This is a genomic window from Streptomyces sp. A3M-1-3, assembly GCF_024213665.1.
Classification (GTDB): Bacteria; Actinomycetota; Actinomycetes; order Streptomycetales; family Streptomycetaceae; genus Streptomyces.
In genome coordinates, this window is sequence record NZ_JANAVP010000006.1 from 77486 (window position 1) to 98773 (window position 21288).

The following is a 21288-nucleotide window of genomic DNA, read 5'->3' on the forward strand; positions in this document are numbered from 1 at the left end:
CTTCTTTGTGTGATTCCCCGACATGACCCGGATCGGCCTATGCCTCCTCCTGGAAGACCTCGCCGTAGGCCGTCTCGGCCTCTTCGGGCTGCAGGTACGGGTACCCCGGGTCGGCAGGGTCGGCAGGGTCGGCCGGCAGGTCTTCCGTCGGAACGTCCTCTGTCGGCACGTCTTCCGTCGGAACGTCTTCCGTCGGAACGTTCTCCGTCGGCACCGCTTCCGTGGGCACGTCGGGCTGCACGGGCTGCACGGGCTGCTCCTGCTGCCCCTGCTGCTCCGACTGCTGCGGCACCGCCGGTTCCTCGGTGAACGTCTCCGGCTGGTCGGTGGGGAAGCCGTCGTCGGGGTCGTACGGAGGCAGCACCTGCGCGGGTTTGTCCTGGGCCCCGTCGTCGCCGGTCTTTCGCTCGATCCAGGTCTGGTCGGTGACGTTGACGATCACCAGGCTGTTGATCATCCTCGCGGCGGGCTTGATGACGACGACCTGTGCGGGACGGTAACCGGTCCAGGTCGGGCCCCGGTACACGGTGGCGCCCCGGGCGGTCGCGGGCGGCAGCAGCGGGTTCCCGCAGGCGCACCGGACGCGCGGCATACCGTGGGCGTCGACCAGCACGGCGGTGCCGGCCTGGAGCACGGCCTGGTAGGGGGTGGCGGCGCCGTCGCGGTATCGGTGGCCGGTGACGCGCACGTCAGCCCGCAGGTGGACCGGGGTCAGGGCGCGCAGGTACGCGGGGACGGATTCCTCGGAGCTGTCGCTCGCCCGGGCGAAGGCGCGCGCCTTGTCCTGGTCGGTGCTGAGGAGACTGACCTGCTGTTCGATATCGCAGCTGCCGAGCGACCGCGTACCGCCGTACAGGCCCGCAGTGGAGCCGATGACCGTACGGACGGCCTGCCCGGTGGCGGCGGGCGGGGGGCTGCCGGCCGGCCCCGGCGGTCGCGCCGGGGTCGCGTCCGAGGTGGCCGTCGACCCGGTGAAGGGGTTGGGTCCCTGGTCCGCGACCGGCTGCAGGAAGACCTCCTGCGCATCCGTCATGTCCTTGGCTGTACTGCCGCCTCCGCAGCCCGCGACGACAAGGACGAGCAGTGACACGGTCAGCGCGCCGGCCAGAGCGAAGGAACGCATCGGTCGAGGCACAAGGTTCTCCCGCCATGTCTGTACGGCCGCGATCAGCACGATTTGCCCTTTATTTCTCCAACACCCCCGCCGCCCCCGCAAGCGGGGAGCGTCCGTCCGGAACCGGCGTCGAACGAGGTCAAGCCGCGGCATAGGGTTCGTGAGGTGTCGTCCGTACCGGCCGGCCGGCTGAAGGAGAACGCGGCGTGAGCACGCTCACCTACCCCGAGCGAGGCGCAACAGCCCACCGCCCGCTGCCCACCGGGTACCACCACCTCCACCACCGCACCCTCGTCGGGCACGGCCGCGCCGCCTTCGAGGCGGCCGGGGCCGCGGTGACTACCTTCCGGATGCACCGGCGCGCGGGCGTACGCATCCGGGCCGACCGGGAGCGCGCCCAGCCCGGCGGAGCCGTCGAGTGCGCGATCGGCTTCGGGCCGCTGCGGATCGTCGCGCCGTGCGAGGTGGTCTGGACTGCGTACGAGAACGACCGCGTCGGCTTCGCGTACGGCACCCTCGCCCGGCATCCCGAGTGCGGCGAGGAGTCCTTCGTCGTCCATCTGGCGGCGGACGGGGCGGTGTGGTTCACCGTGACCGCCTTCAGTCGTCCGGCCCGTTGGTACTCCCGGCTCGTGGGACCCGTCGTGCCCCTGTTGCAGCGGTTGTACGCCCGGCGCTACGGGAACACGCTGCGTCGGATCGCCGCCGGCGCCTGATACTGGAGGTACCGCCGGGGGTGGCGTCGAAGGAGCGCCCGCGATGGAGTGGTTCACCGCACCCGAGTACTGGCTGAGCAGACTCGTCTTCCAGCGTGCGCTGGCCGGCGTTTACCTCGTCGCGTTCCTCGCGGCGGCACTCCAGTTCCGTGCGCTCATCGGCGAGCGGGGCATGCTGCCGGTGCCCGAGTTCGTCCGGCGGGTGCCCTTCCGTAAGGCGCCCAGCCTGTTCCAACTCCGGTACTCCGACCGCCTCTTCGCCGCCTGCGCGTGGGCGGGCGCGCTGCTCGCCGCTGCGGTGGCCGGCGGCGCCGCCGACGCCGTGCCGCTGTGGGGCGCGATGCTGATGTGGGCCGTCCTGTGGGCGCTGTACCTCTCGATCGTGAACGTCGGCCAGACCTGGTACAGCTTCGGCTGGGAATCGCTGCTGCTGGAGGCCGGGTTCCTCGCCGTCTTTCTCGGCAACGACCGCACCGCGCCTCCCGTCCTGATCCTGTGGCTGCTGCGCTGGATGCTGTTCCGGGTCGAGTTCGGCGCGGGGCTGATCAAGTTGCGGGGCGACCCCTGCTGGCGCAAGCTGACCTGCCTGGACTACCACCACGAGACGCAGCCGATGCCCGGCCCGCTCAGCTGGTTCTTCCACCATCTGCCGAGCCCGGCCCACCGGGTCGAGGTGGCGGCGAACCACGTCACCCAACTGGTCGTCCCCGTGCTGCTCTTCACCCCCCAGCCGGTTGCCTCGGTGGCGGCTTGCGCCGTCGTCGCGACCCAGCTGTGGCTGGTGCTCTCGGGGAACTTCTCCTGGCTCAACTGGCTGACCATCGTGCTCGCCGTGTCCGCGTTCGACGGTTCGCTGATCGCCGAGCCGCCGCCTCTCACCGCTGCGCCGCTCTGGTACGACGTGGTGGTGATCGCCGTCACCGCCCTGGTGCTCGTGCTCAGTTACCGGCCGGCCCGCAATCTGGTCTCCCGCCGTCAGGTGATGAACCGCTCGTTCGACTCCCTCCATCTGGTCAACGCCTACGGCGCGTTCGGCAGCATCAGCCGCATCCGGCAGGAGGTGGTGGTCGAGGGCACGGACGAGCCGGTTCTCCACGTGGGCACGGTGTGGCGGGAGTACGGCTTCAAGGGCAAACCCGGAGATCCGCGCCGGCTGCCGCGCCAGTACGCCCCGTACCATCTGCGCCTCGACTGGATGATGTGGTTCGCGGCGCTCTCCCCCGCCTACGCCGAGTCCTGGTTCGGCCCGTTCGTCGAGCGGCTGCTGGAGAACGACCGGGACACGCTGCGCCTGCTGCGGCACAACCCCTTCCCCGACGCCCCGCCCACGTACGTCCGCGCCCGCGTCTACCGGTACCGCTTCACGACGTGGCAGGAGCTGCGCGCCACCGGGGCGTGGTGGCATCGGACACTCGTACGGGAATTCCTGCCGCCCGCCCGTATAGTGCGGCCGTGACCACGACGTGGACAGGCCGCACCGCTGCCGACATAGCCGCCGCCGTACGGGAGAAGCGGGTCACCCCGCGTGAAGTCGCCGCCCAGTACCTGGCGCGTATCCAGGAGTTGGACGGGCGGATAGGCGCCTTCCGTACCGTACGCGCGCAGGCCGCACTCGCCGAGGCCGGCGAACTCGCCGCCCGCACCGACCTGGACCGACTCCCGCTGGCGGGCGTGCCCGTCGCGGTCAAGGACAATCTGCCGGTACGCGGGGAGGCGACCCGTAACGGCTCGGCGGCGAGTTCTACCGCGCCGGCGGCCGAGGACCATGTCACCGTCGCCCGGTTGCGGGCGGCCGGGGCGGTCGTCGTCGGGCTGACGAACGTGCCGGAGCTGTGCGTCTTCGGCACGACGGACGGTGTGCACGGCACCGCACGCAACCCGTGGGACCTCTCGCGCACGGCCGGCGGCTCCTCGGGCGGCAGCGCCGCCGCCGTCGCAGCCGGGATGGTGCCCATCGCGCTGGGCAACGACGGGATGGGGTCGCTGCGCATACCGGCCGCCAACTGCGGGCTGATCGGTCTCAAGCCGGGGCTCGGCAGGGTGCCGGCCGGGATCGGCAACGGTGACTGGTTCTCGATGGCGGAGAACGGTCCGCTGACCACCACCGTCGAGGACGCGCGGCTGATGCTGGCCGTCCTCGCGGGCGGGGACGTAGCCGCGGGCGAGGCGACGCGGCCGGCCCCGGAGCCCGCCCTGCGGATCGCCGCCTCCACCCGCAGCCCGCTGCCGGGCGTGACCATCAGCCGCCCCTACGCCCAGGCGGTACGCGAGGCCGCCCGGCTGCTCGCCGGTGCCGGGCAGACGGTCCGGCGCACCGACCCGCCGTATCCGCTCAGCCTCGGCCCGGCCGTCCTCGCCCGCTGGACCGCGGGCACCGCGCAGGACGCCGAGGGCCTCGATCCGCAGTTGCTCACCCGCCGCACGCGCCGCCATGCCGCCGCCGGCCGGCTCGCCGCCCGTACGCCGCTGATGCGCACCGACCACCGGGCGCGGCTGCGGCAACGGCTGACGCCGTTCTTCGAGCGGTACGACGTACTGCTCACCCCGGCGCTGGCCCGCCGGGGGCCCGCGGCGGCGCCCTGGCACGAACGCGGCTGGCTGCCCAATCTGCTGGTCAACACCCGTTACTCGCCGTTGACTCCGCCGTGGAACCTGACCGGGTGGCCGGCGCTCGCGCTGCCGTTCGGCACGCTGCCGGGCGGCGCCCCCTGCTCCGTACAGCTGGTCGCGCTGCCCGGCGGTGAGGAGCGGCTGCTCGAAGTCGCGGGCCTGCTCGAGACGTTGCGGCCCTGGACGCGGACCGCGCCGGTCGGCTGACCGGCGCGCCCGGGCCGCTGAGGTCAGCCGGGGTCAGCCGCCCAGAACCTTGGCCTCCGTCTCCGGGTCGAGTCCGACCCGCGGGCGGTCCGGGCGCTGAGGTGCCACGCCGCCCAGGCCCTGGAGCCAGGTCCAGGTGTCAGCAACGGTATCGGCGGCCGGGCGGCAGCGCAGCCCGGCCGCCAGCGCCTTGGTCACATCGCCGCCGTGCATGGTGTCGTGCGCCTCGCCCGGCGGCAGCCAGACGGGCAGGTCCATCCAGGGCTCGATGCCGGCCGCCAGAATCACTTCGGGGTCGGTCCAGCGCAGTTCGGCGCCGGATCCGGTGACCCGGACACACGCGTCGAGCAGCTCGCCCATGGTGGTGTGCCCCGGCGGGCTGACCAGGTTGTACGGACCGCCGAGCCCGCGCTCGGCCGCGTCCAGGGTCCACCGGGCCAGGTCGCGGACGTCGATGTACTGCACACCCAGGTCCCGGGGGCCGGGCGCCAGGACCGGCCCGCCGCGCGCTGTCCGCCCGAGCCACCACGGCAGCCGGCCGATGTTCTCGCCGGGGCCGAGGATCAGGCCCGCCCGGACCAGTAGCGCCCGGTCTCCGAAGGACGCGGCAGCGGCCAGTTCCCCGCCGCGCTTGGACTCCGCGTACCCGACCTCGCCGGCGTCGGGCGAACCGTCCACCAACGGGGCGTCCTCGCCGAGGCCGGCCGGGGTGGGGTAGCCGTAGACGGACCTGCTGGACACATAGATGTACTGCCCGGCCCGGCCGGCCAGCAGCCGGGCGGCGTCCCTTACCGCAGACGGGGCGCCTGACCAGGTGTCGAGGACTGCGTCCCACTCCCCTGTGGCGAGGGCCGCCAGGCCGTCGGCGGTTGCACGGTCGCCGTGAAGTACGCAGACGCCCGGCGGCGGCTCGTGGTGACCGCGGTGGAACACGGTCACCGCCCAACCGCGGGCGAGTGCCTCCTCGGTGACGGCACGTCCGACGAACTCGGTTCCACCCAGCATCAGCAGCTTCATGGCAGTCAGCCTGCCCGCCACCCGGTGCTCGGGGAACCCCTGCATGCTCAGAGCGGAATCGGTCGTCGCAGGTCTCGCCGCTCCGAACGGGTGACCGTACGGTGAACCCCTGCGGCCCGCCGGAGCCGCAGGGGTGCCGGTTCACGCCCGTGGAGCTGGTGGAACTGCTCGTGGAATCTCAGTCGATCCCGGGCAGGATGTGCGGCTCCGCGAGGTCGTCCTCGTAACCCGCGAGCCGGATGGGTGCCGACCGGGCCCACACTTCGAGGCTGCCGAGTTCTGCGGGCCGGCCGGCCCGTTCACCGCCCTCGTCGGGGTCCTTCTCATCCTTCGTCATCTCTGGTGTCACCGCGCACTCCTCTGTGTCGCGTAACCCTTCGGACGTTCCCGCTGCGGCCTGAAGCCGACCGCGCGGCCGCCTGTTGGGCAGGGGGAAATGCCTGTTCGCGGTCGCGGTGGCGCCGTTGTGCTCCGTCGGATTCGGCCTTGTGGGGCTGTCCGTGCCCATCAGAGTACCCATTTGAGCGGGTTGCCGCTCGATGGGGGCTCGAATCCGGACTGTCCGCTCCTCGACGCTCTCCGTTCAGCCGGGTGTTCATCCAACCGTGATCTGCTCGGAGTGTCGGCGGCAGGTCCGGGGAGGAGTCCGCGTGGAAGTACGCAGTGCCCAGATACGCAGTGTCGAGGAACTGATGTCCTTGCTGCACGCCTGCCGGGGCGCCCGGGACACAGCCGACCGCGGCGGCGGCCCCGTGGACCTGCACGACCACGCCCTGCAGACGGCGCACTCGCTGCGCCGTTCGCACCCCGCCGACAAGGAACTCCAGGTGGCGGGACTCGTCCATGTGCTGGGGCATCTGCTGCACCCCGGCGACGACGCGGGGCACGCGCGTCATGCCGCGTCCGCCGTGCGTCCGCTTCTGGGCGCACGGGTGGCCCGCCTCGTCGAACTGCACGTACCCGCGGCGGAGGCGGCGGTCTTCATGGACGGCCCGGACGCGGAATCGGCGCTGACGCTGCGCCAGGCCGACGACGCGGCGAGGGTCGTGGGCCTGGACGCGGGGGTCATGGAGGACTGGCGTCCGGTGCTGGAGCTGGTGAGTTACCAGGCCGCGGGGGCGTAGTCCTTCAGGAAACAGCCGAAAAGCGTCTCTCCGTCCTCACCGCGCACGATCGGGTCGTACACGCGGGCAGCGCCGTCGACCAGGTCGAGCGGGGCGTGGAAGCCCTCCTCGGCCAGCCGCATCTTGTCGGGGTGCGGGCGCTCGTCGGTGATCCAGCCGGTGTCCACGGCGGTCATCAGGATGCCGTCCGACTCGAACATCTCCTGGGCGCTGGTGCGGGTCAGCATGTTCAGCGCGGCCTTCGCCATATTGGTGTGCGGGTGGCCGGCTCCCTTGTAGCCGCGGCCGAACACACCTTCCATCGCCGAGACGTTGACGACGTACTTGTGCCGGGCGGCGGCCGCGGCCATCGCCGGGCGGAGCCTGCTGATCAGGATGAACGGCGCGGTGGAGTTGCACAGCTGCACTTCGAGCAGCTCGACGGGGTCGACCTCGGAGACGGTCTGGACCCAGCTGTTGGTGTCGTGCAGGTCGGGGACCAGCCCGCCGGCGTCGATCGCCGTACCGGCCTCGATCCGCGCGAGCGAGGCGGAACCGGTGACCAGCGCCAGATCCGTGACGTCCTGTGCGCTCAGCACGTTCTGCGCCCCGGACGGCAGTACGGCCTGGGCGCCGCTGCCGAATGCGCCGATCACCTCGGCCGAGGGCAGCTCGCCGGCGGGCAGCGGCGCCGACTCGGCGGCGATCAGCTCGCTGTACGCCTGCGGGGAGCGGCGCACTGTCTGCGCCGCGTTGTTGATCAGGATGTCGAGCGGACCCTCGGCGGCCACCGAGTCGGCGAGCGCGACGACCTGCGCCGGGTCGCGCAGATCGATGCCGACGATCTTCAGCCGGTGGATCCAGTCGGCGCTGTCCGGCATCGCCTTGAAGCGGCGGACCGCGTCCTTGGGGAAGCGGGTGGTGATCGTGGTGTGCGCCCCGTCGCGCAGCAGCCGCAACGCGATGTACATGCCGATCTTCGCCCGGCCGCCGGTGAGCAGTGCGCGCCGTCCGGTGAGGTCCGTGCGCGCGTCGCGGCGGGCCCGGTTCTCGGCGGCGCACTTCTGGCACAGCTGGTGGTAGAAGGCGTCGACCTCGACGTACCGGGTCTTGCAGATGTAGCAGGACCGGGGGCGCTGGAGTATGCCCGCGATCTCGCCGGACACCGAGGAGGACGGCAGGAGGCCCTCCGTCTCGTCGTCGATCCGCTCGGCGGAACCGGTGGCGGTCGCGTGGGTGACGGCGCGGTCGTGGGCGGTCTTGGCGGCCCGGCGCTCCTGGCGGCGGCGCTGCTTCACGGTGCGGTAGATACCGGCCGTGGCGCGCCGTACGGCGATCGCGTCGGGGTGGTCGACGTCCAGCTTGTCGAGCTCGTCGAGCACGCTCAGGCAGACGGCCAGGCGCTCCGGGTCGATTCCCGGCCCGTACGCCTGGATCTCTTCTGTCACCGTCATGGCCGTTGCCGTTCCTCAATCACTCGTGCACTCGTGCTGGGTGAAGTCCCAAAAGCGGAACTTTACGGCAGCCCTGGGGCCCTGCGCCAAACCGGTGAACTCAAGGCCGCCCGGGCGGGCGGTCGAAGGCGCAGTCCCCGCACAGGCCGCCGCCCGGGCACCGGTAGTAGAGGCAGCAGCTGCGGCGCCGGAAGGAGCCCGGGCCCAGGACGCCGGTGGACCGCAGGTCGGGATGGGCGAACAGTTCCCGCGCCAGCGCCCCCGCCCGCTCCGCCACCTCCGGCCGGCCCTGCTGCTCGGCCCATACCAGCAGTTCCCGGGCGGCGCCTGCCAGCGCCGAGCCGGCGTTGCCCCACAGCAGTCGCTGCGAGATCCGGCACTCGCGCCGGAGCGCCGCCGCGAGCGGTACGAGATGGCCGTACTGCACCGCCTGGCGGAGCGACTCCGCGGTGGCCGGCAGCGGGCGCGGCGCCGCCAGCACCAGATCGTCCGGGGAGGTCCGGCGCGGGTCCCACAGGAGGCCCGCCGGGTCGAGGTCGGGGATCTCGCCGTACAGCGCGGCCGGGCCCAGCGCGACGGACCAGAGCCGGGCCGCGAGCCCGAGGTGGGCGATGGACGCGGCGACCCGCCGCTCGGGCGCCCGGAGCCGTTCGGCAACCCGGTCGATCCGGACAGCCAACGGCCCTGGCTCCGCCGCATACACCTCGGCGACCGGGACGTAAGCTCCGTCGTCGGGCCGGCCGGTCCGCAGCGCGAAGAACCCTCCGACCGAACCGGACTCCGCCAGGTCCATGCTCCCGCTCCCCTCGTCACCCCCGTACCGGGCCACCGTAGCCGTGGCGGTTTCTCCGCCGCCTGCCCTGACGCCTCTCACCTGGGGCGACCTTCGGGAGGACGACTTCCGCCGTAGTCTTGTACTGCGGAGGTAGTACGCCCGATTGCGTGCTCAAGGACGACGACGCCGACCCCCTCCCGGAGGCATCGTTGGGGCCATGGACGCCGACCGATCACCGCAGCGGAGGACACCGTGAGTGCCCTCGCACTGTCGGTGCTGCTCTCACTCGTCTCCGCAGTCGCCTACGCGGCCGGGGCGATCCTCCAGGAGCGCGTGGCCGCCGCCGCGACCCGCGCCCCCTATGCGCCTCTGCGCAGCGGCGGCTGGTGGGTGGCGGTCGCGCTCAACGGCGTCGGTGCACTGCTGCACGTGGCGGCTCTCGCGTACGGGCCGCTCAGTCTGGTCCAGCCGCTGGGCGCTCTCACCATCGTCTTCGCCCTTCCCATGGCCGCCCTGTTCGTACGCCGCAAGGCGGGGAGGACGGCCTGGCGAGGCGCGATCATGGCCACGGCCGGGCTGGCCGGTCTGCTGTCGCTGACCGGTGACGCCGACGCCCAGACGCTGGCCGGCGCGGAGCGGCTGGCCCTCGCGGTGGTGACGGCCGGCGCGGTGGGCGTCCTCTTCCTGGCCGCCCAGCGGATGCACCGACCGGTCGTGCGCAGCATGATCCTGGCCGGCGCGGCGGGTGTCGCCTTCGGTATCGCCTCGGTGTTCACCAAGACCGTCGCCATGGACTGGACGGCGGGCGCCCCGCTGGCGCAGCTGCCGAACATGCTGGTGATCGCGATGCTGGCGGCCGGGGGGCTGCTGCTGTCGCAGGTTTCCTACCGGGGCGCGGGCCTCGCCGCGCCGCTGGCCACCGTCACCGTCGTCAACCCGGTGATCGCGGCATCGGTGGGCATCACGCAATTCGGTGAGACGTTCCGGTACGGCCTGACCGGCACGGTGCTGGCGCTCGTCTGCGGCATGATCGCGGCGGGCGGCCTGATCCTCCTTACGACGGAGCGGCTGGCGGCGCAGCGGTCTTCCGTGGACGGCTCAGACCGTGACGCCGTGGGCGCGCAGGTAGGCCACGGGGTCGATGTCCGATCCGTAGCCGGCACCCGTACGGACCTCGAAGTGCAGATGCGGTCCGGTGCTGTTGCCCGTGGATCCGGACCGGCCTATCCGCTGGCCTCCGCCGACGTTCTGACCGTCCCGCACGGTGAGCGCGGAGAGGTGGGCGTACTGGCTGTACTTCCCGTCTCCGTGCCGGATGACGACCTGATAGCCGTACGCTCCGGCCCATCCGGCCGAGACGACCTCGCCCGGGGCGACCGCCCTGACCGAGGTACCGGTGGGGACGGGGAAGTCGACGCCGGTGTGGTAGCCGCTGGACCAGGATGCGCCGGCCGCGCGGTACGGGGTGCTGGGCCCTGCCTCGACGGGGGCGGAGAAGCCGGCCGCCTGCACGGTCTTCTTCGATGAGGACGCCGGGGCGGTCTTCTTCTGCGTCTGCGTCTGCTTCTGCGTCTGCTTGGGCGGGGACTCGGCGGGCTGCCTGACCCGTGCCGGCCGCGTCTGCGCGGGCTCGGTGACCGGCTTGTCCAGGACGCGCAGGATGAGCCGCTGGCCCGGGTAGATCAGGTGCGGGTCGCTGCCGATGACCTTGCGGTTGGCGTCGTACAGCTGCCGCCAGCCACCCCCGACGCGCTGCTCGCCGGCGATGCCCGAGAGGGTGTCGCCGCCCTCGACCGTATAGGTGTCCGGCTGCTTCGACTGCTGGGCGTGCTGCGTCCTCGGGCCCGGCTCGGGTGCGATGTCGGGGGCGTCGCCGCCCCGGGTGAGACCCGCCCGTACGGAGCACGTCGGCCAGGCCTGCGGGCCCTGCCCCTTGAGCACCTTCTCGGCGATCGCGATCTGCTGGTCCCTGGTGGCCAGATCGGCCCGTGGCGCGTAGGCCGTACCGCCGTACTCCTGCCAGGTGTTCTGGCTGAACTGGAGGCCGCCGTAGTAGCCGTTGCCCGTATTGATCTTCCAGTTGTTGGTGGACTCGCAGGCCGCCACCTTGTTCCACACGTCCACCGAGGCCGCGTCGGCCGTGCCCGCGCCGACGAGCGGCAGCACCATACCGGCGCCCCCCGCCGTGACCGAGAGCGAAGCCCGGTTGATGCTGCTCGGCTGATACCGGCGGTGCCGACCGCGTACGGCCATGGGGAGCCCCCTCCAAGACATCAGGAGCCGCAAAACTAGACGCTGCGAACAGGCCATGACAAGACGGTCTTCGGCCACCAAACGCCCGCCAAGTATGGCCAGTTGATCACCAGTGGTCGCGGCAACAGCCCGCCGCAAGGGCCGGAGGGGTAGCGTCGCGCGCGTACGCACTCCGACGGACCGCAGGAGCACGGCATGAGCAACACAGCCCAGATCGGTGTCACGGGGCTCGCGGTGATGGGCCGCAATCTCGCCCGCAACTTCGCACGCAACGGCTTCACGGTCGCCGTGCACAACCGCACGTCCGCGAAGACCAGGGCGCTGGTCGAGGAGTTCGGCGACGAGGGTACGTTCGTCGCGGCCGAGACGGCCCAGGAGTTCGTCGCCGCGCTGGAGCGCCCCCGACGTCTGGTGATCATGGTCAAGGCGGGCGAGCCCACGGACGCCGTCATCCAGGAGTTCGCCCCGCTCCTGGAGCCGGGCGACGTCATCATCGACGGCGGCAACGCCCACTTCGCCGACACCCGGCGGCGCGAGAAGGAACTGCGCGAGCAGGGCATCCACTTCGTGGGCGTCGGCGTCTCGGGCGGCGAGGAGGGCGCGCTGCACGGACCGAGCATCATGCCCGGCGGCTCGGAGGAGTCATACGAGTCGCTCGGCCCGCTGCTGGAGAAGATCGCCGCGAAGGCGGCGGACGGCAGCCCCTGCACCACGCACATCGGCCCGGACGGCGCCGGTCACTTCGTGAAGATGGTGCACAACGGCATCGAGTACGCGGACATGCAGCTCATCGCCGAGGCCTACCACCTGCTGCGGGCCGTCGCCGGCTACAGCCCCGCCGAGATCGCCGAGACGTTCCGGACCTGGAACACCGGCCGGCTCGACTCGTATCTGATCGAGATCACCGCGGAGGTGCTGGCGCACACCGACGCCGCCACCGGAAAGCCCTTCGTCGACATCGTCGCGGACCAGGCCGAGCAGAAGGGCACCGGCCGGTGGACCGTGCAGATCGCGCTCGACCTCGGCGTGCCCGTCTCGGGCATCGCCGAGGCCGTGTTCGCCCGCTCGGTGTCCGGGCACTCCGAGCTGCGCGAGGCCTCGCGCGGGCTCCCCGGACCCACGGAAACCGCGCTCGACGACGCGGCCGCGGCGAAGTTCGCCGACCAGGTCGAGCAGGCGCTGTACGCGTCGAAGATCGTGTCGTACACGCAGGGCTTCCACCAGGTCCGGGCGGGCAGCGAGGCGTACGACTGGGGCGTCGACCTGGGCGCGGTGGCCGCGATCTGGCGGGGCGGCTGCATCATCCGGGCGGCGTTCCTGGACCGGATCAAGGCCGCGTACGACGCGCAGCCGGCCCTGCCGAGCCTTCTGTCCGACAAGACATTCGCCGACGAGATCGGCGCCGCGCAGGACGACTGGCGCGCGGTGGTCGTGGCCGCCGCGCAGCAGGGTGTGCCGACGCCCGGCTTCTCGGCGGCGCTCGCGTACTACGACGCGCTGCGCGCCGAGCGGCTGCCCGCGGCCCTCACCCAGGGGCAGCGCGACTTCTTCGGCGCGCACACGTACCGGCGCACAGACCGGGAGGGTTCGTTCCACACCCTCTGGGGTGGCGACCGGTCCGAGGTCGAGTCCAGCTGATCGCAGCGGTCCGGGCCGCTGTCAGGTCAGCGGTCCCGGCTGCGGGCTCGGCTCCGGTACGGGGTCGGGCCCGGGCGGGCGGGGCACCGGATCGGGTTCCGGGTACGGCGGCGGGCCGGGTGCCGGCGGGCCCGGGGACGGTGGAACCGGCCCGGGCAGCGGCCCGGGGTCGGGTCCGCCCGGTCCGGGCGGCGGTGTGGGCGCGGGAGGTACGGGGTCGGGGGGCGGCTGGGTCATGACGGCCTTCCAGCGGTCGGGCTTCCAGTGGTCGGGGCGTGGGCCTTGTCGCCCACTCTCACCCCCTGCGGCTGCCCGCGCCCGCCGGGTCCACTCGTGCCATCCGCCGTTGGAGTTCAGTCGTTCCTTCAGTCGTTTCGTTCAGTCCTTGGTGCGGCTGAGGCGGACCACGGGGATGTCCCGCGCGGTCTTCTTCTGATAGCCCTCGTACGGGGCGAACAGCTCCACCAGGTACGGCCAGACCCGGGCCTTCTCCTCGGGGCCGAGCGTCTCGGCGCGGGCGGAGAAGCGCTCGGGGCCGACCATGAGCCGGACGTCCGGCTCCGCCTCCAGGTTGAGATACCACAGCGGGTGCCTGGCCGAGCCGCCGTTGGACGCGACGATCAGATAGTCGTCGCCGTCCCGGCCGTAGATGAGCACGGTGCGCCGCCACTGCCCGGTGCGACGGCCCCGGTAGTCGAGCAGCAGACACGGCGCGCCCTGCATGGTGGTGCCCTTGGTGCCGCCGGACTCCTCGTACGTACGCGCCTGCCGGGCCACCCAGCCCGCCGGACTGATCACGACTTCTTGGTCCTGGGCCATCCCCACTCCTACAAGCTCGTCCGGCACACCGGGCCTACGGCCGCCAACGCCGTCCACCCTAGGCCCGGTTGGCACCCCGGGTCAGTGGCCGGGCACCAGGGCGCGGGCGTGCGGACTGCGTTCGGTGTCCGTGCCGGGGGCCGGGGCGGAGGCGTCGGCGCCCAGCGCGACGATCCGGTTGCCGGCGTCCACATGGACGACCCGGGGCACGAGGGTGCGCGCCTCGGCGTCCTCGACCTGGGCGTAGCTGATCAGGATGACCAGGTCGCCGGGGTGGACGAGATGGGCTGCCGCGCCGTTGATGCCGATGACGCCCGAGCCGCGCTCACCCTCGATGACGTACGTCTCCAGGCGGGCGCCGTTGTCGATGTCGACGATGTGGACCAGCTCGCCGGGCAGCAGGTCGGCCGCGTCCATCAGGCCCGCGTCAACCGTGACCGACCCGACGTAGTGGAGGTCGGCCTGGGTGACCGTGGCCCGGTGGATCTTGGACTTGAACATGGTACGCATCATCGAGGCACTCCTGGATCTAGGCTCCCTGCCTGCGTTTTTGCAGGTCAAGTGCGGTTTCCTTACCCTACAACGAGTCGCATGTTCGGTCAGCTTTCCCTAGGCTTTTCAGGACTGATGCTGACCAATTGCTGACTTTTCTGACGCCCCATCAGGTAGTGGTGGAGGCGCTTCGCGGGCCTGCCACGCGGGACACCGCCGAACTCGCCGACATGCTCAACCGCTCCGCCGGTTCGCGTCGGGTCAGGTCGTGTACTGCGAGTTCAGACGCACGTACCCCTCGGTCAGGTCGCAGCCGTACACGGTGAAGCGGTCTTCCCCGATGCCGAGATCGATGCCGATCACGACCTCGTCGTTGCCCTTCAGGTAGGCGGCCACGGACTCGCGGCGCTCGTCCTCGTCGGCCCCGGGCGGGTAGACGCCGATGTCACCGAACCGCACGGCGACGTTCTCCGGGACGATGTCCACGTCCTCCTGGCACTTCCCGATGGCCATCACGACCCGACCCCAGTTCGGGTCGGCTCCGTGGACGGCCGTCTTGACCAGCGGGGAGTTGACCACAGCCTTTCCGACGCGCTTCGCCTGCGCCGTGTCACGGGCGCCTTCGACCTCGACCTGGATCAGCGTGGAGGCCCCTTCGCCGTCGGACGCGATCATCTTCACCAGCCCCAGCGCGACCGTGTGCAGGGCCTGCTCGAAGCCCTCGGGATCGACCGGTCCGGCGAGGCCGTTGGCGAAGAGGGCGGCGGAGTCGGACGTGGAGGTGTCGGTGTCGATGGACACGGCGTTGAACGTGACGTCCATGACCCGCTTGAAGACCGTCGTCAGCGTCTCCCTGTCGAGCTCGGCGTCGGTGACGAAGAACGTCAGCAGGGTCGCCATGTCGGGCTCCAGCATGCCGACGCCCTTGGCGATGCCGGTCAGGGTCGCGTCGCCGATCCGTACGGTCAGGCACTTCGGGCGGGTGTCCGTGGTCATGATCGCTCGCGCGGCCGACCCCATGTCCCGCGGCTCCCCCGGCGGCGGCCACGCGAGACTGTCCAGGTGGCCGGCGATCCGCTCCATGGGGTACTGGCGCCCGATGACCCCGGTGGAGGCGATCAGCAACTCGTCGGGGTCGATGCCGAGGGCGCGTGCGGCGGAGTCCCGCACGGCGGCGGCGTTCTGCGCCCCCTGTGCGCCCGTGGCGACATTGGCGTTGCGGGCGACGACGACCACGCCGCGCGCGCTGCCGTCGACCGCCGCGGCACACGAGAGGGTGACGGACGGACCGGCGAACCTGGACCGGGTGAAGACCGCCGCGGTGTGAGCCGGGACCTGTGAGGCGATGATGCACAGGTCGTCGCGCCCATCGTCCTCGATGCCGACGGGAGCGGTGTGGACGGTGAACCCACGGGGCAAACCATGCATGGAGATCCGCCTTTCGGAATAGATATGCGTTCATGGTCGAGCAATGGGCCGGGGGATCCACGACCCACCGGCCCACGTCCTTGGTATCAGACAACGCGTGCGTCATGCTCCCCGAACGCGGCACACCGCGTCAGCCGTTCGGGTTCTCGTCCACGACGTCCGGGTCCTCGTCCACGACCGACAGCACCGCGTAGTCGTACATCCCGTAGGCCGGGGACATCGTGACGTTCGCGGCCCTCTTCCCCCTGAACACGACCGACTTGACGTACATGTAGGGGCACATGACCGCCTCGTCCATGGCGGCGCGGTCCACGACGGCCCAGATCCGGGCGCGTTCCTTCCCGTCGCGCGTCGCCGCCCCGGTGTCGAGCAGCGCGTCGATCCGCGGCGAGGCCAGCTCTCCGAGGTTCTGGTTCCCCGTCTCCTTGATCGCCCGCGAGTCGGCGATCTGCTGGAGGAAGCCGTAGCCGTCCGGGAAGTCGGCCGCCCAGCCGAACATCACGATCCCGATCCCGTGCTCCCGTACGTAGTCCGGAACGCCGACCGTCTTGGTGAAGTAGTCACCAGAGGCGAACGGAACCACCTCGGCCCGGATGCCGACGCGCGCCAGCCCCTTCGACAGGGCCAGCGCGGCGTTCCACTCCTTGGTGCGATCCTCTCGGGCGGCGATTCTCGTGGTGAAGCCGTCCGGGTGCCCGGCCCGTGCCAGTTCGCGTCGGGCCGCCTCCAGGTCCCCCGTGCCCTCGGGACCGACCGGATACCGGTCGAAGGGGTAGTGTCCCACCACGGACGCGGGCAGCAGGGTGGTGGCGATCTCGCCGGCCGCATCGCCGCCGTAGGCGGCGAGCATCGCCGCCTTGTCGGTGGCGTACTGCACGGCACGCCGGGCGTACACGCTCGTCAACGGGCCGATGTTCCGGTTGACGCAGTAGAGCCAAACGAAGCCCGTGCGCGGATTGTCCACGTGCCGCCTCAGCGTCGGATCGGCGAGGATCCGCGCCTGCGTCTCGGGCTGCACCCCGACGCCGGCGAGGTCGATGTCCGCCTCCCCGTCGAGCAGGATGCGGTCGACCTCCGGTCCGCTCACCCCGAGCCGGACCGTGATCCGGTCCGGCAGGGCCGTCCGTACGGGATCGGTCGCGGACTCCCAGTGCGGGTTGCGGTCGAGCGTGAGCTCCGCACCCGGTGTGTACGTGTCGATGCGGTACGGGCCCGAGGACACCGGGCGCCGGCGGTACTCGGGGAAGGTGTCGCGCTCGCGCGGCACCGCGATGGTGGTGGGCAGCGCGGCGAGGTAGTCGAAGGCCGCGAAGGCCTCGCGCAGTCGGAAGACGAGGGTGCGGTCGTCCGTGGTCTCGATCCCGTCCGGACCCGTGAGGTACTGGCGGAAGTACGCAGGCCCCCCTCGAGTGGCCGGCCCGCCGTAGACCTGCTCGGGGTAGGTGGCGCGCAGCACCGCGTACTTCACGTCCCGGGACGTGACAGGGGTGCCGTCCTCGAACCGGATCCCCTCGCGCAGCCGGTAGGTCCAGGTGCGGGTGTCGTCGGATGCCTGGCCGAGTGCCTCCGCCAAGTCCGGTACGAGGCGCGGGTTGCCCTCCCCGTCGGTCGTGTAGCCGACAAGCGGGCGCCCGATGAGCCGGATGAAGTTCCAGGTGTACGCGTAGTACGTGTCGGCGGGGTCGAGCGAGTCGAAGTCGTCGGTGCGGACGTACCTGAGCGTCCCGCCCCTGTAGTCGGACGGGTTCACGATGCCGCGTGCTACCACATTGAATGCCACGGGTGTTGCCAGCGCCTCTCTCGTCGAGCGGGTGGTGTGGAAGGCTCGCGCGTTCAGCGACGACGGGCACACGACTGCTCGTCGCGGTGGGGCCGGGTATCCGGGGGCGCGGTCTGTCGTCCCTCGTCCGCGCCCGACGATCTGCGGCCGCCCAGCTCCCACATCCACCGCGTGCCGGCGTGGGTGAACCCGAAGTCGGCGTTGATACGGAGCATGTGCGTGTTCTCCGACGCGTTCCAGGTGTCCACATGGGCGAGCAGTGGCTCGCCTGCCCGGCATACGGCCAGGTTGTGTGCCTTGACCAGGCGTCCGAGTCCCCGCCCCCGGTAGGCGGGGTCGACCACGGTGACGGCCTGGAGCGCGTTGTCCGGGTTGGCCCGGGTCATCGACAGCGCGGTCCAGGCCACGATCCGTCCCGTACGGCCGTCGACGATGCCGCACTGGTACGCGCGCCGGCCGCGGGCGATGCGCATGCGCTCGAAGTCGCGGATCCGGGAGACCGCGCTCGGCTGAGGGTCCCAGCCGATCCGCCCGGTGGGGGCCTCGGCGGACAGGGTGGCCTCCAGGCGTGCGGCCTCCGCCACCAGGCCTTCGGGGACCGTCGATCCCCAGAAGCGCAGGCGCAGCGGTTCGTGGACCGGCTCGGGGCGGGGCGCGGCGTCGATATGGAGCCGGAGGTGGTGGAAGGCCGCGGCGGAGCGGGCGCCCAGGCTGGCCGCGAACCGGTGCCCGGGGGTCGCCGCCGGGTCGCCCGGTCCGGTGTCCGCGACCAGCAGGACACGCGAGCGGCCGCGGGCCGCGGCGCGGCCCCGGACGAACTCCGCGATCCGTCCCCCCACGCCGCGCCGGCGGAAGGCGGGGTGGACGAGGAGGACGCCCGCGGTGACGACGTCGGTGTTCTCCTCCAGGGGGAACTCCAGGCGCACGGACGCCACGCAGCGCCGGTCCGCGTCATAGGCCGCCCATTCCTCGACCCCGGTGGCCGGGGGCGCGACGGCGAGGGAGCCTTCGAGGTCGGCGAGGCAGGGCTTGGGGAGATGGGGGATGTCGGTGGCGTGCGCGGCCAGGCGAAGGTCGTACACGTCCCGGACCACACGCCGGTCGGCGGGGTCGACCGCGGTGAAGAAGGCCGTCACCGGGCCAGTCCCATCGCCTGGATGTCGTACAGCCCGAAGGCGGGGTGTACGTATACACCGGTGACGTCGGGGTGCCGGTAGTGCAGCGTGCGGTCGTGAGCCATCGGGAGCATGACGGCGCGCTCCATGATCGTCTCCTCGATGCGCTGCCAGAGCCGGTGCCGGTCGGCGGGGTCGGTCGGGGCCTGGGCTTCGTCGACGAGGCGCCGGACGAGAGGGTCGTCGAGTTCGGCGAAGTTGAAGTTGCCGCCGCCGTACTTGATCTGCCGCCCGTCTATCAGGGGGGCGAGGAAGCCGTACTCGGTGGGGTAGTCGGCTCCCCAGTCTGTGACGCCCAGGCCGAGTCCGAGAGCGCGCACGGTGTCGGGGTGTCCCAGGCCGGAGCGGTAGTACGAGGCGGTGTCCAGGACCTTGACGCGGGCCCGGATGCCCACCCGGGCGAGAGAGGTCGCGAGGGTCCGGGCGACGAGCTCGAACTTCCCCGGCTGCGTGGCGATCACGGTCTCGAAGCCGTCGGGAAGCCCCGCGGCGACCAGTTCGGCACGGGCGGCCGCCAGGTCGCCCGTGCGGTCCGCGCCGGAGGGGTAGCGGTCGTGACCGGTGTGGGAGGGCAGCGTGGGAGGGATCAGGCTGGTGGCGAGCGAGCCGCCCACCCCGTCCCCGCCGCGCGCTTCGAGGAGCGCGGCCTTGTCGGAGGCGTAGAACACGGCACGTCTCGCGTGGACGTTGTCGAAGGGGGGCACACAGGTCTGCACGGTGATGTACTGAAGGAAGCCGGTGGCGGGGTTGTCGGCCTGGGCCCGCAGGGCGGGATCGGCCAGGATCGCGTCGCGTGCGGCGTGCTGGATACCGCGGCCCTCGACGTCGATGTGGAACTCCCCGGCGATGAGGCGGGTGTCCAGGTCGTTGACGTCCACTCCGAAGGTGACGGTCATGTCGTCCGGCAGGGCGGGGCGGATGGGATCGGTGGCGCGGTCCCACATCGGGTTGCGGACGAGGTGGAGGAAGTGGCCGACCCGGTAGCGGTGGATGCGGTACGGCCCGGAGCAGACCGGTGCCTTCCCGTAATCCTCGCGGGTGTCGTGGTGGACGGGGACGGGCGCCGTGTTGGGCTGCGCCATCAGGAAGTCGAAGTCCGCGAAGGGCCGCTTGAGGCGGAAGCGGAGGGTGTGGTCGTCCGGGCACTCGACGGCCTTGCAGCGCTGCCCGCGGTAGGGGCCGCGGTAGCCGCCGTGGTCGAGCAGGTCGACGAGGTAGGTGGGTCCGCCGGGGAGGGTGTCCTGCGCGAAGATCCGTTCCACGGCGTACGCGATGTCCCGGGCGCGGATCGCCTCGCCGGTCTCGAACCTGATGCCGTCGCGTATCCGATAGGTCCACGTCAGGCCGGAGTCCGACACCTCGCCGGGGCCGCTCGCCAGGTCCGGCACGACCGTGGGGGTGACCGGATCGGTGCCGAAGGCCATGAGGGTGCGGTGCATGGTCCGCTGCAGCAGCCACGACCACACGTAGTAGGTGCGGGCGGGATCGAGGGAGTCGACGTCGGCCGAGGCCACCATGGCCAGCCGTCCCCCGGGCCTGCCGGCGGGGTTGGCCACGGCTCCGACGGCGGCGTTCCAGCCGGACATCAGCCGAGTTCCTTCACGTACAAGTACTGCGCCGACAGGGCGCACCCTCGGGACACCTTGGCCTCCGTGGAACCGATGCCGTAGTGGACCGTCTTGACCCCGTGTCGCGGGGCGTGGTCGGCGAGCGTGTAGTACACCAGCTCGTAGTACAGCGGCAGCTTGCCCACGGCCTCGTAGTCGAAGCCGGCGCGGTGGACGAACCAGGCGTCCCCGTGGGAGAGGACCAGCGCGAAGCCCACGATGCGTCCGTCCCGCACGGCCTTGGACACGAGCGCCCGGTCGCCGAGTCGCTGCGCGGCGGCCCGCAGGACGGCCTCGGAGCGCCGCGGGTCCCAGCCGGCCATGCCGTACTTGGCGAACAGTTCGGTTTCCAGGGCACCGAGCCGGGGGATGTCGGCGGGGTCCAGGGGGGCCAGGGTGATCCGTACGTCCGAGGCTTTGATGTGGCGCCGCTCGGCGCGCACCCGGCGCGAGCGCCGTGCCGGGAAGGCCAGGGCGTAGTCCGTGAAGCCCTCGCCGGGCAGGGTGAGGGTGGCGAACTGCCCGGACAGGTGGGAGATGTAGCCGCGATCGCGGAGCACGTCGCGCTGGAGTCGGTCGGACGCGTCCACGTACGGGAGGCAGATCGACCGGCATCCGTCGCGGGCGGCGGTGCGCTCGGCCTGCTCGATGATCCGGTGCGCCGTCTCCGCGCCGGCGTCGGGGTGCAGGAGCAGGCGGGTCCGGCCGAGGTGCCGGCCGCCGCACATCATCGACGGCATCAGTCGCTCCACGTCACCGAACCCGGCCAGGACCTCCGCGGACCCGTCCATGCCCTCCTCGGCGCAGTGCCGGATCAGCAGGTCGGTGCGGCCCAACGACCACGGGGATTCGTGGGTGGCCCGCACCATCGGCAGCGCCGCGAGCACACGGTCGTCGGCATGTGCGGTGAGGTAGCCCATCCACGCCCCGGCGGAGTCCTGGAGGACACGCATCCAGTCGGGGCCGAGGAAGAAGTCCTCCGCGCCGACGAGCGCGTTCCAGCCGGCCTCGCGCGCGTCCTCGGGCGTCTGCCATTGGTTGATCACAACTCCACTGGTCACAGGGCAGATCCTCGGTCGTGACGGTCTCCGCCCACTCTC

At 71.7% G+C, this 21288-nt stretch carries 18 protein-coding genes and 1 pseudogene; 6 read left to right on the forward strand and 13 right to left on the reverse strand.

What is annotated here, in order from left to right; all coding sequences use genetic code 11:
* Window positions 1-37 precede the first annotated feature (37 nt).
* Window positions 38-1123 (reverse strand): DUF6777 domain-containing protein, encoded by a 1086-nt coding sequence (locus NLX86_RS08825; RefSeq protein ID WP_254371042.1) that lies wholly within the window; start codon window positions 1121-1123, stop codon window positions 38-40.
* A 197-nt stretch (window positions 1124-1320) separates the two neighbouring features.
* Here NLX86_RS08825 and NLX86_RS08830 point away from each other — a divergent pair, with 197 nt between their 5' ends.
* Genes NLX86_RS08830 through NLX86_RS08840 form a run of 3 tightly spaced genes read left to right on the forward strand, consistent with a single transcriptional unit; the run spans window position 1321 to window position 4647 of the window.
* Window positions 1321-1830, forward strand: coding sequence for a DUF1990 domain-containing protein (locus NLX86_RS08830; RefSeq protein WP_254371043.1), 510 nt, complete (start codon window positions 1321-1323; stop codon window positions 1828-1830).
* A 43-nt stretch (window positions 1831-1873) separates the two neighbouring features.
* The gene (locus NLX86_RS08835) at window positions 1874-3286 is read left to right on the forward strand and encodes a lipase maturation factor family protein (protein ID WP_254371044.1); all 1413 of its coding nucleotides are present in this window, start codon (window positions 1874-1876) and stop codon (window positions 3284-3286) included.
* Complete coding sequence (locus NLX86_RS08840; RefSeq protein ID WP_254371045.1) at window positions 3283-4647, forward strand: amidase; 1365 nt, start codon at window positions 3283-3285, stop codon at window positions 4645-4647. The genes NLX86_RS08835 and NLX86_RS08840 overlap by 4 nt, the downstream gene beginning before the upstream one ends.
* A gap of 33 nt (window positions 4648-4680) precedes the next feature.
* Here the strand turns inward: NLX86_RS08840 and NLX86_RS08845 are convergent, their stop codons facing one another.
* Window positions 4681-5664 (reverse strand): NAD-dependent epimerase/dehydratase family protein, encoded by a 984-nt coding sequence (locus NLX86_RS08845; RefSeq protein WP_254371226.1) that lies wholly within the window; start codon window positions 5662-5664, stop codon window positions 4681-4683.
* Window positions 5665-5842: 178 nt separating this feature from the next.
* Window positions 5843-6013 carry a hypothetical protein gene (locus NLX86_RS08850; protein WP_254371046.1) on the reverse strand — a complete coding sequence of 57 codons (171 nt, stop codon included), beginning with the start codon at window positions 6011-6013 and terminating at the stop codon, window positions 5843-5845.
* Window positions 6014-6356: 343 nt separating this feature from the next.
* On the opposite strand from NLX86_RS08850, the gene NLX86_RS08855 reads away from it, so the two are divergent.
* The gene (locus tag NLX86_RS08855; protein WP_254371227.1) at window positions 6357-6788 is read left to right on the forward strand and encodes an inositol oxygenase family protein; all 432 of its coding nucleotides are present in this window, start codon (window positions 6357-6359) and stop codon (window positions 6786-6788) included.
* On the opposite strand, the gene NLX86_RS08860 is transcribed toward NLX86_RS08855, so the two are convergent.
* The gene (locus NLX86_RS08860) at window positions 6767-8221 is read right to left on the reverse strand and encodes an SDR family NAD(P)-dependent oxidoreductase (protein WP_254371047.1); all 1455 of its coding nucleotides are present in this window, start codon (window positions 8219-8221) and stop codon (window positions 6767-6769) included. The genes NLX86_RS08855 and NLX86_RS08860 overlap by 22 nt on opposite strands.
* A gap of 100 nt (window positions 8222-8321) precedes the next feature.
* Complete coding sequence (locus tag NLX86_RS08865) at window positions 8322-9014, reverse strand: (2Fe-2S)-binding protein (RefSeq protein ID WP_254371048.1); 693 nt, start codon at window positions 9012-9014, stop codon at window positions 8322-8324.
* Window positions 9015-9248: 234 nt separating this feature from the next.
* Here NLX86_RS08865 and NLX86_RS08870 point away from each other — a divergent pair.
* Window positions 9249-10074, forward strand: a pseudogene (locus NLX86_RS08870) (DMT family transporter); the annotation flags it as partial.
* A gap of 20 nt (window positions 10075-10094) precedes the next feature.
* Here the strand turns inward: NLX86_RS08870 and NLX86_RS08875 are convergent.
* On the reverse strand, window positions 10095-11249 hold the full coding sequence (locus NLX86_RS08875; protein ID WP_254371049.1) for a transglycosylase family protein: 1155 nt from the start codon (window positions 11247-11249) through the stop codon (window positions 10095-10097).
* A gap of 195 nt (window positions 11250-11444) precedes the next feature.
* Here NLX86_RS08875 and gndA point away from each other — a divergent pair, with 195 nt between their 5' ends.
* Entirely contained in the window at window positions 11445-12887 is a 1443-nt protein-coding gene (gndA, locus tag NLX86_RS08880; protein WP_254371050.1) for an NADP-dependent phosphogluconate dehydrogenase, read from the forward strand.
* A gap of 378 nt (window positions 12888-13265) precedes the next feature.
* Here gndA and NLX86_RS08885 read toward each other — a convergent pair whose 3' ends face one another.
* The 7 genes from NLX86_RS08885 to NLX86_RS08915 all read right to left on the reverse strand — a co-directional run bounded on the left by NLX86_RS08885 (window position 13266) and on the right by NLX86_RS08915 (window position 21249).
* Window positions 13266-13706, reverse strand: a complete 441-nt coding sequence (locus tag NLX86_RS08885) for a nitroreductase family deazaflavin-dependent oxidoreductase (protein ID WP_254371051.1) — start codon at window positions 13704-13706, stop codon at window positions 13266-13268.
* Window positions 13707-13787: 81 nt separating this feature from the next.
* Window positions 13788-14219 (reverse strand): aspartate 1-decarboxylase, encoded by a 432-nt coding sequence (gene panD, locus NLX86_RS08890; RefSeq protein ID WP_254371052.1) that lies wholly within the window; start codon window positions 14217-14219, stop codon window positions 13788-13790.
* A 240-nt stretch (window positions 14220-14459) separates the two neighbouring features.
* Window positions 14460-15626 (reverse strand): bifunctional glutamate N-acetyltransferase/amino-acid acetyltransferase ArgJ, encoded by a 1167-nt coding sequence (argJ, locus tag NLX86_RS08895; RefSeq protein WP_254371053.1) that lies wholly within the window; start codon window positions 15624-15626, stop codon window positions 14460-14462.
* A gap of 130 nt (window positions 15627-15756) precedes the next feature.
* A complete protein-coding gene (locus tag NLX86_RS08900) occupies window positions 15757-17406 on the reverse strand; it encodes an ABC transporter substrate-binding protein (RefSeq protein ID WP_254371054.1) in 1650 nt (549 codons plus the stop codon).
* Between the two features lie 53 nt (window positions 17407-17459).
* A complete protein-coding gene (locus tag NLX86_RS34675) occupies window positions 17460-18542 on the reverse strand; it encodes a GNAT family N-acetyltransferase (RefSeq protein ID WP_254371055.1) in 1083 nt (360 codons plus the stop codon).
* Window positions 18539-20167 carry an ABC transporter substrate-binding protein gene (locus tag NLX86_RS08910; RefSeq protein ID WP_254371056.1) on the reverse strand — a complete coding sequence of 543 codons (1629 nt, stop codon included), beginning with the start codon at window positions 20165-20167 and terminating at the stop codon, window positions 18539-18541. The genes NLX86_RS34675 and NLX86_RS08910 overlap by 4 nt, the downstream gene beginning before the upstream one ends.
* Window positions 20167-21249: a GNAT family N-acetyltransferase gene (locus tag NLX86_RS08915; RefSeq protein ID WP_254371057.1), complete on the reverse strand. Its 1083-nt coding sequence runs from the start codon at window positions 21247-21249 to the stop codon at window positions 20167-20169. The genes NLX86_RS08910 and NLX86_RS08915 overlap by 1 nt, the downstream gene beginning before the upstream one ends.
* Between the last annotated feature and the right edge of the window lie 39 nt (window positions 21250-21288).